Source organism: Vibrio paucivorans, from assembly GCF_054053395.1.
This window is the reverse complement of the sequence record NZ_CM133231.1, coordinates 917,513-939,915: the sequence shown is the minus strand read 5'-3', so window position 1 is coordinate 939,915 and position 22,403 is coordinate 917,513. Positions and strand designations below refer to the sequence as shown.

The following is a 22,403-nucleotide window of genomic DNA, read 5'->3' as shown; positions in this document are numbered from 1 at the left end:
TTTTAAGGAGGGGGTAACCCCTCCTTCATTTCATTTTTTATTCTATATTTATCGCTAGCAGGTTCCTCTATGCAGTCAATTCAAGGTACCGATGCAATGACATCACCAACAACGAATTTACCGGCAAGCAAGAGTGTATTCATTAAATGGGCTCTTTTAGGTTCAGTGGGAATCATTAATGGTTATGCGACCATTCTGATGTATTCTCGCGGTGAGATGGCGTTTGCGCTGCTTACCGTTATTCTTACGGCACTGGCCCTCTATATTTTCGGCAGTAAAAAGACCTACGCACATCGCTATATCTACCCAGGTATTGCGGGCATGATTTTGTTCATCCTTTTCCCACTTGCGTACACCATCGGTCTTGCATTCACTAATTACAGCGCTAAAAACCAACTTTCTTTTGAGCGCGCTCAGTCGGTACTGATGGATCGCACTTATCAAAGTGGTGATAGCTACCCGTTTACACTCTATAAAACAGAAGATGGTCACCGAATTGCCGTTAAGTCTGGCGAGACACTGTTAGCAACAGACACGTTTAATTTGGCATCGATTGCGTCGGCGGAAATGGTACTCAGTCCAGTAGACTCTGTTGCAGGCGATAAAGAAAAAATCAAAACCATCATCCAAAATCGCTCTAACCTGAATACGCTTGATCTCAACATGCCATCAGGCGAAGAAATTCGTATGAGTGGTTTGCGTAAGTTTGCTGCGGTCGTTCCTCTGTACACTCTTCAGGAAGACGGTGAATCGCTACTGAACAATAAAACAGGCGAGACGCTACGTCCAAACCTAGACAAAGGTTTCTACCAGCCTGTAGATGAGAATGGACAGTTCGTCGGCTCTACTGTTTCTCCAGGCTTCGTCGTGGGTATCGGTACTCACAACTTTGAACGAGTTTGGAAAGACGATGGTATTAAAGAACCATTCATCAGTATCTTCTTCTGGACACTACTGTTCTCGGCAATCAGCGTGGCATTAACCGTGATTATCGGTCTAGTCCTTGCGAGTGTGGTTCAGTGGGAGGAGCTGAAAGGCCGTGCAGTCTATCGCGTACTGCTGATCCTGCCTTACGCCGTTCCAGCGTTCATCTCGATTCTTATTTTCAAAGGTTTGTTCAACCAAAGCTTTGGTGAAGTCAACATGGTACTTGAAGGCCTGTTTGGTATTAGCCCTGCGTGGTTCTCAGACCCATTCCTTGCCAAGTTAATGATCATCATCGTTAATACGTGGCTAGGTTTCCCGTACATGATGATTTTATGTATGGGTCTATTGAAAGCTATCCCAGAAGATTTGTACGAAGCGTCGGCTATCGATGGTGCAAACTTCATTGATAACTTCCGCAAGATCACTATGCCATTGATGATAAAACCGCTAACACCGCTATTGATTGCTAGTTTCGCGTTTAACTTCAATAACTTCGTGCTTATTCAGCTATTGACTCAAGGTGGTCCAAACATGATTGGTACGTCTGAACCTGCTGGTTACACAGACTTACTGGTTAACTACACCTACCGTATTGCATTCGAAGGTGCTGGTGGTCAAGACTTCGGTCTAGCAAGTGCAGTTGCAACGCTTATCTTCCTATTGGTTGGCGCTCTCGCACTACTCAACTTACGCGTGACTAAAGTAGCTCAGGATTAAGGAGACATAACATGGCAATGGTACAAGGTAAGTCATTAAAATACCGTGTTTGGGCTACTCACATCGCAATGTGGGCGTTCCTAGCGCTGATTATCTTCCCACTATTGATGATCATTGCGATCTCGTTTCGTGAAGGTAACTTCGCTACGGGTAGCATCATCCCAGAGAACCCATCATTGGATCACTGGAAACTGGCATTGGGCATTTCGGTCACTAACGCTGATGGTTCGGTAACACCACCACCGTTCCCAGTTCTGACTTGGTTGTGGAACTCTGTGAAAGTCGCGGGTATCTCATCAATTCTGATTGTGGCACTTTCTACGACATCGGCTTACGCGTTTGCACGTATGCGTTTCAAGGGTAAGAACACCATCTTAAAAGCGATGATGATCTTCCAGATGTTCCCTGCAGTGTTGGCGTTGGTGGCGATTTATGCGTTGTTTGACAATTTAGGCCAATACATTCCGTTTCTAGGTTTGAACACTCACGGCGGCCTAATCTTCTCGTACTTGGGCGGTATCGCTCTACACGTATGGACGATTAAAGGTTACTTTGAAACGATTGATAATTCGCTAGAAGAAGCCGCTGCACTGGATGGTGCAACACCATGGCAGGCCTTTAGATTAGTACTGCTACCGCTTTCAGTGCCTATTTTAGCAGTAGTGTTTATCTTGTCATTTATCATGGTAGTGGGCGAGGTTCCGGTAGCATCTTTACTACTTTCTGATGTAGACTCATATACATTAGCGGTTGGTATGCAGCAGTATCTCTACCCTCAGAACTATCTATGGGGTGATTTCGCAGCTGCAGCAGTATTGTCTGCACTACCTATCACTATCGTATTTTTACTTGCGCAGCGTTGGCTTGTCGGAGGACTTACCGCCGGCGGTGTGAAAGGATAATAACGATAAGGGGCGACCGTAAAGGTCGCCCCATTTTGTTCTCAGCTTAACACTTTTGGTTTGGCCGCCGACTCGTTAAGCGTGAGTGCAGATCTGGCGTTACGCATAGCTGGCTGTTAGCTAGATTCCTTACTAATTTCCACTACTAACAGTTTTTGTAACCAAAACCCGAGCTTAGCTTGGGTTTTTTTATGTCTGTTAGGTAACGCTGTTCAGTATAAGCCGTGCGGTAAAACAGCATAGTAGGTGAAAACGGCTGTGCGACGAGGTGTTGAAAGGAATATGCAACCGACATCTTTGTTACATAAAACTGCGAGGTTTATATAAAATTGGCAGGGGAAATAAAGGGTTAGAACTCTCGGCTAGAGGGTGCAACGCCAAGATACTGAAGTAATACATAGATACTTTCTTGCTGCAGGGCAACCTTACGGAATAGATCCGCGAACGTATCGTCTCCACCAAAACAGGTACGGATATAGTGATTGATCTCACTATCGTTATAGCCTTCAACATACATAGTGCGCACCCACTGATACTCCACTGCTTTTAAATTGTTAATCGTGGCTTCACTTAAGGTGGTTTTTTCCAGACCCAAACTGATCTCCTTTCTCTTTCTTTGAAGGCTCTTATCCGCTAAACGTGGCAAGTCCACGTTGGTGTGCCGAATTAAAGCAAATGAAGATGAAAGAAAAATGACAATCGCTGCCGTGTAGTGTCAGGATGAATTATTTACCCGTGTTGGAAGAGATAAACGGTAACAAGAGCTCAGATGAAACATACTGAGAGCCCTTAAGGGACAAATGACCGTAATCCCAAACGATAGGTGTATTCTCAGTATCGATTTTGGCTAAGCAGCCGGTCTGTTTGTCGCACAGAGAGTCGATCAGAGACAAATAGTGCAACTCCTTATCTGTTTGGTAACGCACACTGAGAGCCAGATTTGTTGCTTCGATATCACTCGCCAAAGTTTCGTAAGGGATATGTACCGTTGAACGGTCAAAATACTCGCCTTTTGCAAGTATTCTAGGCAGGCTAGGGCGCCATTGGGGCGTAGGGCCAACCAGCACGACCTCTTGTACCCCTAGAGCTTTAATCGCTTTTGCCAGTTGAGTGAAATCACTTTGTTCGTGAAAGTTAGCCTGTGCTAATACCACTACTTCTGGTTGATATCGCTTTATGAAATTAAGAGCAAATTGATTCGAGGCTTTACACGCTGCGAATTTAGTTCCTTTTAATGCAGAGTTTGCAGCTGCATTTAGGCTCGGTCGGCAAGAAGAAGTGGCGATTTGCAATAGGTTTAGGTCACTCGGTATGTGTCTCAAACCGTATGATATCGCCTGAGCATGAGAATCTCCCCAAAGTAGAACGTTGACTTTTCGGTCGCTAAAATCCGTACAGTAGCTGGCCAATGATGTTCTGACTTTGTTTGGAGTGCTTTTGTAGTCGAAGAAATTGCATTCGTGACTGTAGGAAAGATAGATCTTCTCTCGATAATCATGCGAGGCATAGCGATTAAGGAACTGGCTTTGAGCACTAGTAGAAACGACGCGGATATCGGTTGTTATGCCTCTTTGATCCCATACAACAAAGCAGAGAACAAGGGCTATGCTAAATATGAAGGTCGGTTTGGAAAATAATTGTCGCGTCCATTTGAGATCTTGGTGTTTTCTAAACCTACTTTCTACCAAGGTATAGCTCATGAACCCTAGTAGCACAGATAAAACAATACCGACGGGTATATACCAAGTTGTAGAGACATGTTCTTTGAGTAGTACTGCGATTGGCCAATGCCATAGGTAAATAGAGTAAGAGTAAAGCCCAAGGTTTTGGAACAATCGATTGTTTGAAAACCAGTTGTTTTGGATATTCGCCGCGATAACCAGTGCCGTCCCGATTACAGGAAGTAGAGTGAAGTAGGAAGGCCATAGAGTCTCTTTACCTGCTAGCAGATAGCTGGCAGCTATCATACTCAGACCTACATAAAACAAGCTGTGCTGCTTGTACTTTGAGAGTGCAATTGGGAAGAGGAAAACAATACCCCCCGCTAGCATTTCCCATGCGCGAGTGGGCAATAAAAAATAGCTAGGTGTTGGCCACTTTGCAGAAGCGACAACACTCAAGGCGAAGCTTGAAATCGCAGCAAAAACTAGAAACCATTTAAAGGTTTTGATAGATAGGAAACGCAGAGCCAAGACAACAATGATTGGGTATATAACGTAGAATTGCCATTCGACAGATAAAGACCAAGTATGAAGTAATGCGTTGTATTGTGAGCCAGGGTCGAAATACCCCGAGTTACGCCAGTAAGTAAAATTAGAGGTAAACAGAAGGCTATTAAAAGCGTTTTTTCCTAGGTCGCGGTATTCAACGGGAATCAACATGAACCAGCCATAAATCATCAGGAATATGCAAAGTACGGCTAGGGCTGGAATAATTCTTAGGGCTCGAGAGTGATAAAATCCCAGCAATGAAAATCGTTCTGATTGGTATGCGGTAACGATAATGCTGGTCATCAAGTAGCCAGAGATAACAAAAAAGACATCAACACCAGCAAACCCACCTGAAAGAACGGGGGCATTGAAGTGAAACAGTACAACAGCGATAACGGCTATCGCGCGGAGGCTGTTTAGATCGTTTCTAAATGTCATCTGTGAGTCCTTTCGAAAAGAAATTCAAATCTAATCAGCGGGCTCTTGCGGTCTGAATAAAATGGCCCACCAAGTTGGTGGGCCAAATATTAGTATGTTCTCCCAAAATGAGACATCGGGCAAAAAGGTGTTTTACTAGCTACAAAGTATGGTTTTGGTATTAGGTAAAGCAGCGGCTTACTTCAAATACTTAACGTGTGCTTCCATCTCTTCGCCGATTTCCTTACGCATGTTCATTAGGCGTACAGCGGAATCGCGAAGTTGAATATCCTCGTCTGTTTCTGGAATCCATTCTGGCACTTTGGTCGGTTTTCCATTGCCATCGACAGCAACCATGATCACGATACAGTGCGTAGTTAAGCGGTTGTTGAGTTCTTTGGGATCACTAGCTTGAACATCAATCGCAATGTGCATAGAAGAGCTACCAGTGTAGATAACCTTACCGGTGACTTCGACCAAGTTGCCGACAAAAATAGGTTCTACAAATCGAATCCCACCAGCATAGGCGGTGATACAGTATTTACCACTCCAACCCGCCGCACAGGCGTAGGCCGCTAAATCAATCCATTTCATCACGGCGCCGCCGTGTACTTTGCCCCCGAAGTTAACGTCTCCCGGTTCAGCTAAAAATCGCAATGTAATATCGCGTTGTCCACTGCTCATAGTGTGTACATCCTTATTTGTTATCATTCTTGTTTGATAACAAAGTTGTCAAATAACTGCAACATATATAGAAAGGTAGCCTATATCCGATTAAATATCGGTCAAGCGTGGTTTTTCAGTGGTATCGAGAGACGAAAAAACGGCTGAACTTGTCAGCCGTTTAGTGGTTTGGGGAACCTTAAGGAGCAGTCTAAAGTGTTACTTACGCACTTCTTCACATTCGCCTTCAATGACGTTGGCTTGTTGAGGTTGCTCGAACGGAGAAGCGTAACCTTGTTGCTTCATTTGTTTTTGAATACGTTTGCCAGTGATTAGCGCAGCAATTGCGAGTGGAATAGCCATCAACAAGCTGAAGATAAGTGCAAACATACCAGTGACAAGTGCAATGATACCTACAAAAAATCGATTCATAATCTTTACCTCATTTCGTTATGTATAGGCTAACAAAGTCAATATGAATGAAACATGAACAACTTATTGTGAGTCATAAAGACATAATGATGTACTTTATTCCCTGTTTTTTTTAGGTCTATTTGACCTTTATAAAATTGTGGAAAATGGTCTTTTCATTAAAAATCAGAGAGTTATGTTTTGGCACGCAATATGCCATAGAGGGTTCAGAAATAATCATTGTAAGCCAAGTACTTACTATAATAATTGGAGCCCAAATATGTTCTGTATTCAGTGTGAACAAACTATTCAAACCCCGACTGTTAAGGGGTGTTCTTTTTCGCAAGGTATGTGTGGTAAAACGTCAGAAGTATCTGATCTACAAGATGTTCTCGTCCACTCCTTACAAGGTGTGTCTTTCTGGGCCAATTTAGGCCGTTCATTTGGTGTGGTTGTTCGCGAAATAGATGAATGGGCACCACAAGCTTTCTTTGCCACTTTGACGAACGTTAACTTCGACCCTGAGCGCATTATCAAGTTTGCTCAGAAGTCGCATCAATACAAGGTTGAGTTAGAAGAAAAAGTACGCGCAGCTGCTTTAGTTACTGGGTTCGAAATTCCAGAGTTATCACCTGCTGCACAGTTTAACCTGCCGACCGAACCAGAAGCTTTGCTTGCGCTTGCCCCTCAAGCGGCGGTAAACCGTGGTAAAGAGTCGCAGCATGAGGATGTCATTGGATTACGTTTACTTTGCCTGTATGGGTTAAAAGGTGCTGCAGCTTATATGGAACACGCTCGTGTTCTTGGTCAAACTGACGAACAGATTCAAGGTGAATATCACCAAATTATGGCACTGCTTGGGACAGACCCGACAGACCTACAGCAACTTCTCGATACCTCAATGCAGATCGGCTTGATGAACTACAAAGTGATGGAGATGCTGGATAAAGGTGAAACAGACACGTTCGGCCACCCAGAGCCGACGGCTGTTAATGTAAAGACGGTAAAAGGGCATTGTATTCTTGTTTCAGGGCATGACCTACACGATCTAGAGAAGATTCTGCAACAAACTGAAGGTAAGGGCATTAACGTTTACACCAACGGTGAGATGCTGCCTGCACATGGTTATCCAGAACTGAAGAAGTATCCACATCTAGTGGGTAACTACGGCAGTGCGTGGCAAAACCAGCAGAAGGAATTTGCTAACTTCCCTGGTGCGATTGTGATGACATCAAACTGCTTGCTTAACCCGAATGTCGGCCAATACGCTGATCGCCTGTTCACTCGCAGTATCGTTGGTTGGCCTGGTGTCGCTCACGTTGAAGGGGATGATTTCAGCCAAGTGATTGAGTGTGCGCTAGCGCAGCCGGGATTCCAGCACGATGAAATCGAGCAGATGATCACGGTAGGGTTTGGTCGTAATGCTCTGATGGAAGCGGCTCCGGCTGTTATTGACCAAGTGAAGGAAGGCAAGATCAAGCACTTCTTCTTAGTGGGAGGCTGTGATGGTGATAAGTCAGAACGCAGCTACTACACCGACTTTACTGCTCAAGCACCAGAGGACACGCTTATTCTCACCCTTGCGTGTGGTAAGTTCCGCTTCAACAAGAACCAATTTGGCGACATTAATGGCATTCCACGCTTGTTGGATGTTGGTCAATGTAACGATGCATATTCTGCGATTCAGTTGGCGTTGGCACTCTCTAAGGAATTTGATTGCGGGATCAACGAACTGCCATTGACCCTCGTGCTTTCGTGGTTTGAGCAAAAAGCGATCGTAATCTTGCTGACGCTATTCGCACTAGGCGTGAAAGGTATTTACACCGGTCCGACTGCGCCAGCATTCTTGACTGATAACTTACTGAAAATTATCCAAGAGCAGTTCGATATGCGAGCGATTTCATCGCCAGAGCAAGACTTAGCAACCATTTTGGAAGCCGTAGCTTAACTCCCCAAAGTAAAGAGCCTCCCATGAGGCTCTCTTCTCCATGAATCATTGAGAGGTTTGCACTATGCAAGCGTGGCTAGACAACGAAGCGCTAGAACTTGTCTGTGTCCGAAAGTGGCATGAAACACCCGATACGGTCAGCCTAGAGCTGAGCAGTAGAAATTCCGATGTCAGGTTTGATTTCAAGCCGGGACAATTCATCACCTTAGGCGTCAATATGCCCGAGAAACTAGACTATCGAGCCTATTCGATAAGCTCTCGTCCGGGGGAAAAACAACTGAAGCTGACCATCAAACGTGTAGAAGGAGGACTCGTCTCCAACTACATGGTTGACCATTTCGATGAAGGTGATGAAGTGGACGTGCTAAAGCCGGCTGGGGCTTTTAATAGCGTAGATTGCCTGCCTTCTAAATCGAATAGAGTCACATTGGTGAGTGCTGGTTGCGGAATCACGCCTGTTATGGCGATGACTCAGCAATGGCTTGCGACCAATGAAAATATTGATATCGATTTTATTCATATGGCGCGCAGTAGAGAAGAAACCATCTACTATCATGAGTTACTTGCGCTGGAAGCAGAGCATGAGAATTTTCATCTTAAGTTGCTGCTTAAAGACGCGAGCAACACACAATGCCCACAAGGTCGATTAGATAAAAACTGGTTGTTGAAACTGAGCCCAGATATTCAAGAGCGTACAGTGTACCTATGTGGCCCAGTTGGGTTCATGCAGGATGTTGAGCGTTACCTCACTGAAATCGATTTTGACATGGCTAATTTCTACCAGGAAAGCTTTACCCCTAAAGCGTCAGAAATTATGGATTCGACAGCCGATACTGGTTCATCGAGTGTGAAAGTGGTGGTGCCTGATTTTGGCGTTGAATTCGCGGCTGACAAAGGCAGTGCTTTGATTGATTCGTTAGAGCAAGCCGGAGTACCGGTTATTGCGGCTTGCCGAAGTGGTATCTGTGGGTCGTGTAAGTGTAAGGTGAACAAAGGTGAGGTGGTAAGTAGCAGTACTGAAACTCTCACCGAAGAAGAGATCGCTCAAGGGTATGTACTCGCCTGTTCGAGCCAAGTACAGTCGGATGTCGAGGTGGGCCTCGGGTAGTTTTGCTTATTGATGCACTTTGAAGCTCATAGTCGAAGTAAAAAAGAGCCATTGCTTGTTCTAGAATCAGCAATGGCTCTTTTGATTTTAGCTAATTATTTTAATGGGTTAGTCGCCCAAAGGCTGCCTGTCACCACCGCCTCGGTGCGAGTCTAACGCCACCTTAAGCCTTCTGAGTTTGTCTCTTGAACGGTTCTTATGATTCACCGCAAGGCCCATTGAAATCACGTCGACAAGTGCCAACATGGCGTAACGAGACGCAGACGGCTTATAAATAAAATCCGTTTCCATGTGCTTAATGGGTAGGACAATATCCGCGGTTTTGGCAAGCGGCGTGTCTTGAGGGGTAATTGCGATGACTTTCAAGCCGTACTGTTTGGCAAGCTCTGCTGTTTCGGTAATCACAGGCGTGAAACCCGTCGCCGATATCATAACCATCACGTCACTGGCATCTGCTGTCGCTGCTACCATGCGAGACATTAAGCCATCGTTATAGGCAACAACAGGATAACCTAAGCGGAACAAACGGTGTTGAAGTTCTTGTGAAGCGATAGTTGAGCCTCCACCCATGCCAATAGCGATGATCTGTCTAGCATTATGTAACCAGTGGACTGCTGTCTCGACATCCTGTTCGTTAAACAGAGTTCGATTAATATCTAAGCTTTGCTTAATCGACTCATAAATGCCTTGATAGCCCGTTTGATCGACTGGCTCTAAGATGAATCGTTGCCCAACGGTGAGGGTTTGAGCCAACTTAATTTTCATGTCGCGAACATTGCTACATCCGACTGCTTTGGCGAAGCGGGTGATGGTCGCTTCGCTGACCTCTGCACTCTCGGCGAGCTCAGTAATGCTGGCATTGGCTGCGAAATTAATGTCGTCCATGATCAATTTGGCGACTTTCTTTTCTGCATCACGAAGAACCGGAAATCGTTCCGTTATCTGTGAAATGATGTCTACTTCTAAACTCAAGAATCCAGATCCTTTTTAGGGGGCTATCAAACTAGCCCCAGTATATCGTATTAATGGTGGGTTAAAAGCACGTCTCTACCCAGTGGGTTACTCGGTGCTGGTCATCACTGACTGCGATGTAACGCCATTTATCGAAAGTTAGGCACGGATGCGAAGTAGAAAAGGCAATTACATCGCCAACTTGAATGTCGCTGCTTTCATCGACTTCTACAAATGTGTGCTGATCCATTACCGCGGTTGAAGTGAGCCCATTTACAGAAATCGCTTCACCATTGCGATAGCCGCGTTCCGCGATAGGTAGCCCAGCATCGAACGCAACATCTCGCTTGCCTAGCCCAACCACTAACTTGGTTGGCTCCGGCCTAGAAATAACGTACGCCCAAACCTCAAGCGCGGATTCGAGATCGCCGCCTAATTCGCAGGCGTAACCTTGGTTATTCTGAGCACGCTGCATGACTTTACTTTGTGCATCTAGGTAAATACCTGTGTCGTGAATCGCATAGCACCCAGGGCGGATGATCGCGACACAATGAGTTAGGTTAGCCAAACATTCAGCAACAACGTCATACCATGCTGAGCCTGCGCCAGTAATGATTGGCTTTTCATGCACTAGGCCATCAAGAGACAGACTTTGTACCAGGTTCAACGTCTGATTCAGGAATGCACGGATGTCTTGTTCAGCATTATCACCGTGAATGACGCCTTCATACACTTCGATACCGGCCAAACTAATGGAAGGCATACCTTGAATGGCATCGGCTAACTCCATCACTTCTTCTGCGGTACGGCATCCACAGCGACCGCCTTCAACCCCAAACTCGATCAGGACGTTGAGCGTTTGGTTTCGTTTGGAAAAGAACGAGTCCAGTTGGTCGAGGTTTGCCAACGAATCAACACAGCAATAGAAGTCGACATCAAAGTCATTCAACAATTGCTCAATGATGGCCATGTTGGTCTTACCGACTAACTGGTTGGCCATAATGATGTGTTTAGCACCAGACATAGCAGCAACTTCCGCTTGAGCGGGCGTAGCCACGGTGACTCCCCACGCTCCACCTTGGAGCTGTTGGTGAAAGAAACTTGGTGTCATGGTGGTTTTGCCATGTGGACAAAGCTTCACTTGATGATGGTTGGCGAATGTTTGCATCCAACTGATGTTGTTGGTGAGTGCTGATTGTTTGATTACTGCGGCAGGTAGCGAAATTTCTTCATCAACAAGGCTGTAACTGTCGTGATTAGACTGTGATACAGCTCGCCCTTTTTGGCCTTTTTCGACTAATACAAAACTATCATTCTGATAGTTTCTAACATTTTCTCGGGTAGGGTTATGTTTCATTGTTGATTCCTAACATGGTTTAAGTTGTTGTATTTTAATGGTTAAAACTATCTATAACTTTTCTTGTGGTAGAAACTATCACACAATTTAAAATATTTTGTGTGTATTGTCACTGAAAACCGTAGGGGATCTTTTTAAGATGGCCACATCAAAACAGCGGGTTGAGAGAGTGATAAATGTTGTTCGATACCATAATTAAAAACGTAGAGGTGTTTGATGGCACCGGCGAACAAGCGTTTTGTGCAGATGTAGCAATCCGAGACGGAAAAATTGTCGAGATCGGCGAGGTCGATCACGAAGACTGCGGTCAACTTATTGAAGGTGCAGGCTTAGCTTTAGCACCGGGTTTCATCGATGTTCATACCCACGATGACACAAACGTGATTCGTTTCCCTGACTGCCTTCCAAAAATTAGTCAGGGTGTCACAACAGTGATTGTTGGTAACTGCGGTATCAGTGCGTCACCAACGGTATTGGCAGGTGATCCACCAGATCCAATGAACTTATTGGGTAAGAAAGACGATTTCAAATACCCAACCTTTGCAGCTTACGCAAAGGCGGTCGAACAAGCACAGCCAGCAGTTAACGTGGCGGCGTTAGTTGGTCATACCACACTGCGCAACCAAGTGATGGATGACTTACAGCGTACTGCGACTGAAGACGAAATTGCTCTAATGCAAACCAACCTAGATTTGGCGATGCAGCAAGGGGCGCTCGGTTTGAGCTCTGGTTTAGCCTATGCCAGCGCAAAGCAAGCAAACGCAAACGAAGTGATGCAATTGGCAACAGTACTGTCTGAGCATGGCGGTATCTACACCACTCACATGCGCACAGAATTCGAAGAAATTTTAAGTGCAATGGATGAAGCATTTGAGACTGGCCAATACGCAAAAGTGCCTGTGGTGATTTCTCACCTTAAGTGTGCGGGAGCCGGTAACTGGGGACGCACTGTCGAAGTATTGGATCTAATGGATAAAGTCTCTGAGCATCAAGATGTGTCTTGTGATTGCTATCCGTATTCAGCCAGTTCTTCAACGCTGGACCTAAAACAGGTGACCGATGACTTCGACATCTTTATTACGTGGTCTGAAACCAAACCTGAGCATGCGGGCAAGACGTTAAAAGTCATTGCGGACGAAATGAACCTACCGCTGATGGACGCAGCTAAAGCCATCCAACCAGCAGGTGCGGTATATCACTGCATGGATGAAGACGATGTGAAGCGCGTACTTAAGTACAAACTGACTATGGTGGGTTCTGACGGTTTACCCAATGACCCTCATCCACACCCACGTTTATGGGGGACGTTCCCGAAAGTGCTTGGTCATTATTGTCGTGAAGAGCAGTTGTTCTCAATGGCTGAAGCCATTCACAAAATGACGGGCATGTCAGCTAAACGCTACAACCTAGCAGGGCGCGGTGAAATCCGCCAAGGTGCGTTTGCGGACTTAGTCTTGTTCGATCCAAACAATATTAAAGACACAGCAACGTTTGAAAATCCTATTTCAGTTGCCGATGGAATTGAAAGTGTCTTTGTAAATGGTGAGTTAACTTACCAAAAAGGAAAAGTTAAAAATAATCGCTCTGGTGTTTTTATTTATCGTAAATAATTGAATTAAATAAAAACAACAAATTAGTTTAAATAAATATATTGGAAATAAGACCAATATAATCTGTAAAGAAGTGGAGTTAAAAATGACTATTAAACGTTACGGTGTTGAAGGCGGTACTGGTACAGGTGGACAACATTTACCATTTGCACGTGCAACGGAAGCTGGTGGTTTCCTATACGTTTCTGGCCAAACGCCAATGACGGACGGTGAAGTGGTTGAAGGTGGCATCATCGATCAGTCTCGCCTAGCAATTCAGAACTGTGTCGACATCATGACTGAAGCGGGATACACACTAGAAGACGTTGTACACGTTAAAGTGGTTCTAACGGATTCACGCTACTTCCAGTCATTCAACAAAGTGTTCAAAGAGTTCTTTGGCGCGAACCCACCGGCTCGCATTTGTATGGTGTGTGACCTTGTTGTTGATGTGAAAGTAGAAGTGGATGTAACCTGCTACCGCGAAGACCGTCGCTAATAATCATTTAAATCACAAATACCGATAAAGAGAGTGTTGGGGGATATATATCCCTGTTATTATCCACCAATACTCTCACCCTACATATTATAAATATTGCAGCAAATTCAATTAATACCGAAATAAGTCGCTGTATATATATGGAATATAAAATAAATATAATTAAATTCAGGAATGAATTTCATATTTCACTGAGAGGTGTTCAATGAATAGCACGCTATTTCTTACAGGCTTTGGTCTGTATGTCTGTTTCTTAATTTGGTTAGGGTGGTTTGTTTCCCGTAACCAAAAATCTGGCGAAGATTTTTTATTGGGAGGTCGTGGCCTTCCATTATTCCTAGTACTTGGTACGACTGTTGCGACTATGGTGGGCACAGGTTCAAGTATGGGCGCAGTAGGCTTTGGCTATGCTAATGGCTGGGCTGGTGCTCTGTATGGAATCGGTGGTGCTATCGGTATCTTACTTCTGGCTCTTTGGTTTGCTCCAGTTCGTAAAATGAACTTTATGACCATGAGTGAAGAGTTGGCTTACTACGTGGGTGCGAATCGCATCGTGAAAAACATCGTTGGCTTATTGATCTTCATCGCTTCTATCGGCTGGTTAGGCGCCCACATTCTAGGTGGTGGTATGTACCTAGCTTGGATTGCAGATATCGACCTTAACCTTGCGAAAATCATTATCGCCGCAGCCTTTACTATCTACGTTGTTATCGGTGGTTACACTGCTGTAGTTTGGACGGATACGATTCAAGCCATCATCCTATTTGTTGGTTTCATTCTAATGGCTGTTCTGTCAGTTCAACACATCGGCGGCATGGATAACCTGTACGCAGCGATGGACCCAGCAGCGACTAGCTTCTTAGCGATTGAAAAACTTGGCATCATCCCAGCGGTTTCTCTGGCTGTGGTAATTGGTGTTGGCGTTCTGGCGACTCCTTCATTCCGTCAACGCATTTACTCAGGTAAAGATGTATCAACCATCCGTCGCTCATTTGTTGGCTCAGGTATCCTATACCTATTCTTCTCAATCATTCCTGCAATCATTGGTATGGCAGCGCATGCGATTGACCCAACGTTGGACAACCCTAACTTCTCGTTCCCATACATCGCGGCAACGGTACTGCCTGTAGGCATCGGTATGATTGTTCTGATTGCTGGCTTGTCTGCGACAATGTCTAGTGCGAGCTCAGACGCGATTGCGGGTGTATCTATCCTACTGCGCGACGTGTACGTCATGTTCACTGGCCGCGTGCCAAACAAAGAGTCAATGCTGAACTATTCTCGTCTAGCTCTTGTTGTGGTGATTGGTTTTGCACTTCTGTTCGCGCTGACGTCGAACGACATTATCGGCTACATCACTAAGATGATTTCAACGGTTATGTCTGGCATGTTCGTGTGCGGTATGTTGGGTCGCTTCTGGAGCCGCTACAACTGGCAAGGTGCAATTGCAACACTTGTGGGTGCATCGGTAGCGTCTTTCACAGTGATGCTAAATGCAGACTACACAGTATTCTGGGGTAACCCTGTGATTCCTTCATGTCTGTTTGCACTTGCCGCTGGTGTAGTCGTGAGTCTATGCACTCCTGCAAACGACGTGACGCCTGAAATGGCCAAAGCCATCCTTGACGATGAGCGCGCATTAATGGAAATGGAAATGTCTGAAACAGGCGTACTAGACGAAGACACGTCTTCTCAAAAGCCTGCAACTCAATCTCACTAACGATTAACTGTCTCCACAACTTTGGCTCTGCCAAGCAGAGCCGCTTTTTTTGAATTCTCTACATTAAGTTAAGGCTAGCTATGTCTGATTCTAACCTCAATATTGCATTTTTTGGCGAGTGCATGGTCGAGATCAGTGGCACTCCGCTGAGCAAAAAATTCGGTGGCGACACCCTCAATACCGCACTGTACCTAGCCCGTCTGACGCAACATCAGAATGTGTCGGTACATTATGCGATGGGCCTTGGCCACGACGAACTTTCGCAACGTATGATCGCCAATTGGCAGCAGGAAGGAATTGCTACAGAACTGGTCGAGTACATCGACAACAAACTACCAGGTTTATACATGGTGGAAACGGATGAGACCGGTGAACGTCACTTCCTATACTGGAGAAATGACGCGGCAGCGAAGTTTTACTTTCAACGCGATGAATTAACCAAATTGGAAGTCGCTTTGGCAGAGAAACAGGTGTCAGCGGTTTACATCAGTGGTATCAGCCTAGCGATTCTTAATGAGAAATCGCGTGAGCGTTTAATGGTAGCGATTACTGAGTTTTCGCATCAAGGTGGCAAAGTTATTTTCGATAACAACTACCGCCCTCAATTATGGACCACAGCGGAGGCTCAGCTTTGGTATGGGCGCTTACTGTCGTTAGTCGACATCGCATTAATTACCGAAGATGACGACCAACTGGTGTGGGGCTCAGACGAAAGCGTTCAGGAACGCTGTATACGCTTAGGTTGTAAGGAAATTGTCATTAAGCGCGGTTGTGAGCCATGCAAAGTGATTGAACGCTCCGCTGATGGTGAAAAAGAGCACTATGTGTCTGCAACCAAAGTCACCAATGTGGTGGATACTTGCGCGGCAGGAGACTCATTCGCAGCGGGTTATCTAGCGGCCCGACTTACTGGTCAAAGTGCACCAGCGTCGGCTGAACTAGGCCACAAATTAGCGTCAATCGTTATTCAATATTCGGGGGCTATCATCCCTGCTAGCGCGATGAGTCACCTAGTGAACGAATCTAAATAGACGATCTCCGTGATTGTCAGTGATTAAAGAATAAGAAATACCGGAAAAATTATGTCTCAAGAAATTATCAATAAACTTAAGCAGTTCAAAGTCGTCCCTGTGATTCAAATTAACAAGGTTGAACACGCAGTTCCACTGGCAAGAGTGCTAGTGGAAAACGGCCTACCTGTTGCTGAAGTGACTTTCCGTACCGACGCTGCAGCGGCTGCAATTCGTGCGATGCGCGACGCGTATCCTGAAATGTGTATCGGTGCAGGTACGGTATTGACGGCCAAGCAAATTGACCTAGCGAAAGAAGCGGGCAGCGAGTTTGTTGTAGCGCCAGGTCTAAACCCAAATACGGTTCGCCGCTGCCAAGAAATTGGTATGCCGGTTGTTCCAGGTGTGAACAACCCAAGCCAAGTGGAACAAGCCTTAGAGCTCGGCCTTACTTTCTTGAAGTTCTTCCCTGCAGAAGCGTCGGGTGGTATCAGCATGGTGAAATCTCTGCTTGCACCTTATGTTGATGTCTCATTCATGCCAACTGGTGGTATCGGTAAGCACAACGTGAACGATTATCTAGCGATTGAACGTGTTATCTGCTGTGGCGGTACTTGGATGGTGTCTCCATCTTTGATCGAGAACGAGCAGTGGGATGAAATCGGCCAGTTAGTGAAAGAAGCTGTAGCATTAGTTAATTAATACCCAATATATTCCCAAAACAGTGGGTGTTAGCTCTAATAAAATAGCCACTAATATTCATTAGTGGCTATATAAAAATAACAATAATAAGTCAGAACAAAAGGTAGTCTCCGTTTTTTAATTATCTAAGTGGTAACAATCTGCGCAATAAATATTGTGCGGAGGGTTTTTTATAATATTAATATCGGTGAACTATGAAAAAAATAATCCCCCTAGGCCTTTTGGCTTTATTACCTATGACCTCAATTGCTGGTGGTTATGTTGATTTAAGAGCTGAGTATCGCGATACAACCGATCAATACCGAAGTCGCTTCATTGTTGGTCATCACTTTGACAACGGTTATGGTCTGGAAACACTGACAAACGTTCGACATGCCGCTGGTGCTTACGACGAAACGAAAGTGATCAATACCGAGTTTACGCATTACTACACGCACGCGATCAACGACAACTTTACGCTAAACCCAGGCATCGTAATGAACTTCCAAGGTACAAATACGTTCTTGATGCCTTACTTAAAGCTGAACTATAACTTCGACAATGGCTTGTTTATTCATGGTCGTTACCGTTACGACTTCTCAACCGAAGCGTTGGTGAACGACTATGGTAATGAAGAAACGGCGAAGCGTAATCGATACGATATCTGGACAGGCTACAACACTGATAAGTATATGATTTCTTATGCATTCACATACTTTGATCAGATCACGCACCATACAACAGAGTTAGCGACTGGCGATCTAAATGCCAGAGAACACACGGTAAAAGCAGTATATAAATGGAAGCCTACAGTAAGACCGTATGCGGAAGTGGTGGACGCCGATAAAGTGGCAAGTCACGACTACAAAACAGACTGGCGTTTCCGTGTAGGCATTAACTTCTCATTCTAATTCAACTGGGCGTATTCCAGAGTGTGAGTACGCTCGGATAAATAAAATTCAATCGAATTTATATAGGAATATTAATAATGAAAAAAACTATATTATCACTATTGATTTCAGGCTCCGTAGTGACACCAATGGCTTTTGCAATGGCTCCAAATACTGATCTAAATTTAATGCCTTATCCACAATCGGTGGAATTAAAACAAGGCCAAGTGAATGTAGATGGTAATTTCAAAGTTTATATTAAAGGCTTTAATTCCGATCGTGTTGAATTCACCGCCAAACGATTTATTGAACGTCTTGAGCGTCAGACGGGTGTACCAATCTTAAACTGGCAAGTGGACAACGCTAAAGACGCTAACTTAATCATTGATATCAAGCGTGCTGCCAAATCTGAAGTGCAGAACATTGATTCTGAAGAGTCGTACAAGATCACCACTCGCGGGGATCAAATAACTCTTAGCTCACCAAGCCCTTACGGTGCAATCCATGGTATTGAAACCATTCTGCAATTGGTAGAAACCACGGCGCAAGGCTACCATATTCCAGCAGTGACTATTGTTGATGAGCCACGTTTCCGTTGGCGTGGTGTTTCTTATGATACATCTCGTCACTTCATCGAGTTTGATGTGTTGTTACGCCAACTTGATGCGATGGCATCAGCAAAAATGAACGTCTTCCACTGGCACTTCTGGGACGATCAAGGCATTCGCATTCAAACAGACAGCTGGACACGTCTATGGTCAGAAACGTCTGATGGCAACTACTACACCAAAGACCAAGTCCGCTATTTAGTTGAATACGCGCGTAACTTAGGTATTCGAGTGATCCCAGAAGTATCGCTACCGGGTCACTCATCAGCTGTGGCTTACGCGTACCCACACCTGATGTCTGGTGGAGAAGGCCAAAGCTACGAGCAAGAGCGTGGCTGGGGCGTGTTCAAACCGCTTATGGATCCATTAAACCCAGAGTTATACGTCATGCTGGGCGATATCTTTGATGAAATGGTCGAGCTATTCCCTGATGAGTACTTCCATATCGGTGGCGATGAGCCAGACTACGAACAGTGGATAAACAGCGAGAAGCATCAGAAGTTTATCAAAGACAACAATATTGATGGCGAGCGAGGCCTACAGTCTTACCTCAACACAAAAGTAGAACAGATGCTTTCTGAGCGCGGTAAGAAGATGACGGGCTGGGATGAGATTTGGCATAAAGATCTTCCTACTTCTATCGTTATTCAAAGCTGGCGTGGGCATGACAGTATTGGCCGAGCAGCAAAAGAGGGCTACCAAGGGATTCTTTCAACGGGTTACTACCTCGACCAGCCGCAGCCAACCAGTTACCATTACCGTAACGACCCAATGCCAACTGGTATCACTGTTGACGACAAGCTGCATGCAGGCGAGAAGTTCGTTACCTACGATTGGGTGAAACCACGTACTAAAGGTGGCCCGCGTACTGGTACGTTAACCATTATTGAAGCAACAGACGGTACATTCCGTGCGTTTAGCGACTACAACGGTAAATCACGTGAAGAAATCTTCATTCTAGATTACGTACCAGGCAAGAAGTTTGTTGGCCACTTCGACAACTTCATGTCGTACACTGAGTTCAACCTAAAGCTTGATCAAAACGGTTTGGCAGATGGCAGCTACCAGTTGATTGGTAACGTACGCTGGCCTACAACGGGTGAAATCGTTGCCAGCAGCGACATTGAAGGCAGTGTCATTCCTGAGCCAAATGGTGGCTACCCAGCAGAGCTGACCGAGAAAGAAAAAGAGCTAATTTTAGGTGGTGAAATCACCATTTGGCTTGAAATGAAAGACAGCCATACTGTTGAGCAGTACTTGTGGCCTCGCAGTTATGCAATTGCTGAGCGCTTCTGGTCGGATGCTGAGCTTACCGACGAGCGCAGCATGTATAAGCGTATGAAAGTAATGGACACTTGGTCTGAAGTATCGGTCGGCTTACGTCACCATGCAAACGCAGATATGTTGCTGAAGCGCTTAGCGAAAGGGCAAGACATCAACGACCTACGCTTGCTAGCGAAGTACACTGAGCCAGCGCAGTACTATGCGCGTAACTGGGAGAAGTATATTTCTACTGAACCAAAAGGCACGCTATATAGCCAGTACGAACGTCTAAACCGTTTTGTGGATGCACTGACGGTAGAAAGCTACGCAGTGTATGAAATGGAAGATTTGGTACGTGAAATCGGTACTGGTAACAAGCAAGCTCTTGAAAGCTTAGCAGAGCATTACCAGCAAGCTAAGGCCGGAGCAGTTGCGTCCAAGCCAATCTTTGCTAGTCACGTTGCGTCGGTAGACACTGTCGTAGTGGCAGAGAAAACCGAGCAAATCGCAAATCTAGGCTTGTCTCTGATAGCTAAAGCGCAAGCAGGTGAAACTATTCGTAAAGCCGATGTTACTGCGTATCAATCTATCTTAGATGATGCAGCAATTATCTACGACGAAGCGATCATCGCGATTGTTCGTCCTACCGAAATGCTGCTGAAGCATATGAGCCAATAAACGCCCCCAAACGTTGACTCTAAACAAACCGCCTGCTCCTGGCGGTTTTTTATTGGCCACAAAAAGCCGCTTAACTCAGAGCTAAGCGGCAAGCACGGGGGTGTAGATATTATGATTATAAGAGTCCGAAGACTCGGGTGTTGTGGAGTCTAATTTTGTTCTCTACATCAATAACGCTGTAGCGCCATTATGCAGGGTAAGTGGTGTAACGAACGCCCATCATTTGTTCCATACAGTGAACAACCTGACAGCTGTAGCCGAACTCGTTATCGTACCAAATGTACAATACACAGCGGCTGTCTTGAGCAATCGTTGCCGCACCATCAACTACGCCAGCATGGCGAGAGCCAACGAGATCGCTTGATACGATTTCAGTTGAGTCTGTGTAGTCAATTTGCGCAGCCATGTTTGACTTAAGTGCCATTTCACGAAGGTATTCGTTCAGCTCTTCTTTGTCGGTACCTTTCTCAAGGTTTAGGTTCGCTACCGCCATCGATACGTTTGGAGTTGGTACACGAATCGCGTTACCGGTTAGCTTGCCAGCTAGTTCTGGCAGTGCTTTTGCTACCGCTTTTGCTGCGCCAGTTTCAGTCAGAACCATGTTCAGTGATGCACTGCGCCCGCGACGTTCACCAGAGTGGAAGTTATCGATTAGGTTTTGATCGTTAGTGAACGAGTGAACCGTTTCAATGTGACCTGATGTTACGCCGTACTTATCGTTAATCGCTTTCAGTACTGGTGTGATCGCATTCGTTGTACAACTTGCAGCAGAAATGATGGTGTCTTCTGCTTGGATAACGTCTTCGTTAACACCAAATACCACGTTCTTAATGTCGCCCTTACCAGGTGCTGTCAACAGTACTTTCTGAGCGCCATTACATGCAACATGTTGGCTTAGACCTTCAGCGTCACGCCATACCCCAGTGTTGTCCACGACGAGTGCGTCGTTAATGCCGTAAGTGGTGTAGTCGATTTCTTCAGGTTTGTTTGCGTAGATAATTTGAATGTAGTTACCATTTGCAATCAGAGCTTTACGCTCTTCATCGACAATGATGCTGCCGTTGAATTGGCCGTGGACAGAATCGCGACGAAGCAAGCTTGCACGTTTCTCCAAATCACCTTTTTTACCACCACGTACGACAATCGCACGTAAGCGAAGTGGGTAACCAGGGCCGCTTTTCTCAATCATTAAGCGAGTAAGTAGTCGACCGATACGACCGAAACCGTATAAAACAACATCACGAGGCTTTTTAACAGTCTGACCGTTCATTGCACCCATGAGTTTTGTGTGTAAAAAGTCTTTTAAACCGTGCTCGTCATCGCGGTCTTTCCAGAATTTGTGAGCAAGCTGACCAACATCAACGCGACATGGAGACAGTTCCATTTCGGTTAAACATTTGATGATTGGTAGTGTTTGTTCTGGAGATAGTGCGTCACCTGTGTAGCGGCGAGCGATGCGGTGAGTCTTGATGATATCGATAGTTGCAGCGTTAACCAGTGTTTTTCCGAACAGGATAACTTCAACGCCTTTTTGACGATATAGCTGACCAAGAAGAGGGGAGATGGATTCGGCAATCGTTTGGCTAGTTTGCCAGTCTAGGAGATGTTTCTCTGGACTCATTGTTGCTTTGGACCTTTCACGTTTTGGGGGCTGAGCTGATATTTCTCTTGTAGGGGGAAGAAATACAGCAGTGTGTTTTTATTGTGTTTTTTATGTGGCGAGATTGTAATGGCTGAAGTGTTATTCTGCTAGAAAAAATAATGGCGAGATAAAAGCCTGCTATTTTTATATTTACAAGAGTTTATAGGAACTTTTCGTGTTACAAATGAGTATTGACTTTTGAAACGTAGCTA

Annotated in this window: 18 protein-coding genes; 11 read left to right on the top strand and 7 right to left on the bottom strand. The window is 45.2% G+C overall.

The window, feature by feature from the left end:
• Positions 1 to 69 precede the first annotated feature (69 nt).
• Both malF and malG read left to right on the top strand, forming a co-directional pair.
• On the top strand, positions 70 to 1,644 hold the full coding sequence (gene malF / locus ACXABW_RS19600; RefSeq protein ID WP_457525096.1) for a maltose ABC transporter permease MalF: 1,575 nt from the start codon (positions 70 to 72) through the stop codon (positions 1,642 to 1,644).
• 11 nt (positions 1,645 to 1,655) lie between these two features.
• On the top strand, positions 1,656 to 2,546 hold the full coding sequence (malG, locus tag ACXABW_RS19595; protein ID WP_457525094.1) for a maltose ABC transporter permease MalG: 891 nt from the start codon (positions 1,656 to 1,658) through the stop codon (positions 2,544 to 2,546).
• Positions 2,547 to 2,895: 349 nt separating this feature from the next.
• Here the strand turns inward: malG and ACXABW_RS19590 are convergent, their stop codons facing one another.
• The 4 genes from ACXABW_RS19590 to ACXABW_RS19575 form a co-directional block, all read right to left on the bottom strand.
• Complete coding sequence (locus ACXABW_RS19590) at positions 2,896 to 3,141, bottom strand: hypothetical protein (RefSeq protein ID WP_252031893.1); 246 nt, start codon at positions 3,139 to 3,141, stop codon at positions 2,896 to 2,898.
• A 130-nt stretch (positions 3,142 to 3,271) separates the two neighbouring features.
• Positions 3,272 to 5,194: an acyltransferase family protein gene (locus tag ACXABW_RS19585; RefSeq protein WP_457525092.1), complete on the bottom strand. Its 1,923-nt coding sequence runs from the start codon at positions 5,192 to 5,194 to the stop codon at positions 3,272 to 3,274.
• Positions 5,195 to 5,371: 177 nt separating this feature from the next.
• Positions 5,372 to 5,857, bottom strand: coding sequence for an acyl-CoA thioesterase (locus tag ACXABW_RS19580; RefSeq protein ID WP_252031887.1), 486 nt, complete (start codon positions 5,855 to 5,857; stop codon positions 5,372 to 5,374).
• 198 nt (positions 5,858 to 6,055) lie between these two features.
• Positions 6,056 to 6,268: a hemolysin E gene (locus tag ACXABW_RS19575; protein ID WP_457525091.1), complete on the bottom strand. Its 213-nt coding sequence runs from the start codon at positions 6,266 to 6,268 to the stop codon at positions 6,056 to 6,058.
• A gap of 259 nt (positions 6,269 to 6,527) precedes the next feature.
• Between ACXABW_RS19575 and hcp the strand changes: the two genes are divergently transcribed.
• Positions 6,528 to 8,195, top strand: coding sequence for a hydroxylamine reductase (gene hcp, locus ACXABW_RS19570; RefSeq protein ID WP_457525089.1), 1,668 nt, complete (start codon positions 6,528 to 6,530; stop codon positions 8,193 to 8,195).
• 64 nt (positions 8,196 to 8,259) lie between these two features.
• Positions 8,260 to 9,303: a hybrid-cluster NAD(P)-dependent oxidoreductase gene (locus ACXABW_RS19565; protein ID WP_457525087.1), complete on the top strand. Its 1,044-nt coding sequence runs from the start codon at positions 8,260 to 8,262 to the stop codon at positions 9,301 to 9,303.
• A 108-nt stretch (positions 9,304 to 9,411) separates the two neighbouring features.
• On the opposite strand, the gene ACXABW_RS19560 is transcribed toward ACXABW_RS19565, so the two are convergent.
• On the bottom strand, positions 9,412 to 10,275 hold the full coding sequence (locus ACXABW_RS19560; protein WP_457525086.1) for a MurR/RpiR family transcriptional regulator: 864 nt from the start codon (positions 10,273 to 10,275) through the stop codon (positions 9,412 to 9,414).
• Between the two features lie 61 nt (positions 10,276 to 10,336).
• Complete coding sequence (locus tag ACXABW_RS19555; RefSeq protein ID WP_457525084.1) at positions 10,337 to 11,611, bottom strand: amino acid deaminase; 1,275 nt, start codon at positions 11,609 to 11,611, stop codon at positions 10,337 to 10,339.
• Between the two features lie 176 nt (positions 11,612 to 11,787).
• On the opposite strand from ACXABW_RS19555, the gene ACXABW_RS19550 reads away from it, so the two are divergent.
• The 7 genes from ACXABW_RS19550 to ACXABW_RS19520 all read left to right on the top strand — a co-directional run bounded on the left by ACXABW_RS19550 (position 11,788) and on the right by ACXABW_RS19520 (position 20,549).
• Complete coding sequence (locus tag ACXABW_RS19550) at positions 11,788 to 13,221, top strand: N-acyl-D-amino-acid deacylase family protein (RefSeq protein WP_457525083.1); 1,434 nt, start codon at positions 11,788 to 11,790, stop codon at positions 13,219 to 13,221.
• Between the two features lie 85 nt (positions 13,222 to 13,306).
• The gene (locus tag ACXABW_RS19545; protein WP_252031868.1) at positions 13,307 to 13,699 is read left to right on the top strand and encodes a RidA family protein; all 393 of its coding nucleotides are present in this window, start codon (positions 13,307 to 13,309) and stop codon (positions 13,697 to 13,699) included.
• Positions 13,700 to 13,904: 205 nt separating this feature from the next.
• Complete coding sequence (locus ACXABW_RS19540) at positions 13,905 to 15,419, top strand: sodium:solute symporter family protein (RefSeq protein ID WP_457525081.1); 1,515 nt, start codon at positions 13,905 to 13,907, stop codon at positions 15,417 to 15,419.
• An 80-nt stretch (positions 15,420 to 15,499) separates the two neighbouring features.
• Complete coding sequence (locus ACXABW_RS19535; RefSeq protein WP_457525079.1) at positions 15,500 to 16,450, top strand: sugar kinase; 951 nt, start codon at positions 15,500 to 15,502, stop codon at positions 16,448 to 16,450.
• A gap of 51 nt (positions 16,451 to 16,501) precedes the next feature.
• Positions 16,502 to 17,131 (top strand): bifunctional 4-hydroxy-2-oxoglutarate aldolase/2-dehydro-3-deoxy-phosphogluconate aldolase, encoded by a 630-nt coding sequence (locus tag ACXABW_RS19530; protein WP_457525077.1) that lies wholly within the window; start codon positions 16,502 to 16,504, stop codon positions 17,129 to 17,131.
• Positions 17,132 to 17,325: 194 nt separating this feature from the next.
• Positions 17,326 to 18,021, top strand: coding sequence for an oligogalacturonate-specific porin KdgM family protein (locus ACXABW_RS19525; protein ID WP_457525075.1), 696 nt, complete (start codon positions 17,326 to 17,328; stop codon positions 18,019 to 18,021).
• A gap of 77 nt (positions 18,022 to 18,098) precedes the next feature.
• Positions 18,099 to 20,549 carry a family 20 glycosylhydrolase gene (locus tag ACXABW_RS19520; protein ID WP_457525073.1) on the top strand — a complete coding sequence of 817 codons (2,451 nt, stop codon included), beginning with the start codon at positions 18,099 to 18,101 and terminating at the stop codon, positions 20,547 to 20,549.
• 187 nt (positions 20,550 to 20,736) lie between these two features.
• Here the strand turns inward: ACXABW_RS19520 and ACXABW_RS19515 are convergent, their stop codons facing one another.
• Entirely contained in the window at positions 20,737 to 22,170 is a 1,434-nt protein-coding gene (locus ACXABW_RS19515) for a glyceraldehyde-3-phosphate dehydrogenase (protein WP_457525071.1), read from the bottom strand.
• Between the last annotated feature and the right edge of the window lie 233 nt (positions 22,171 to 22,403).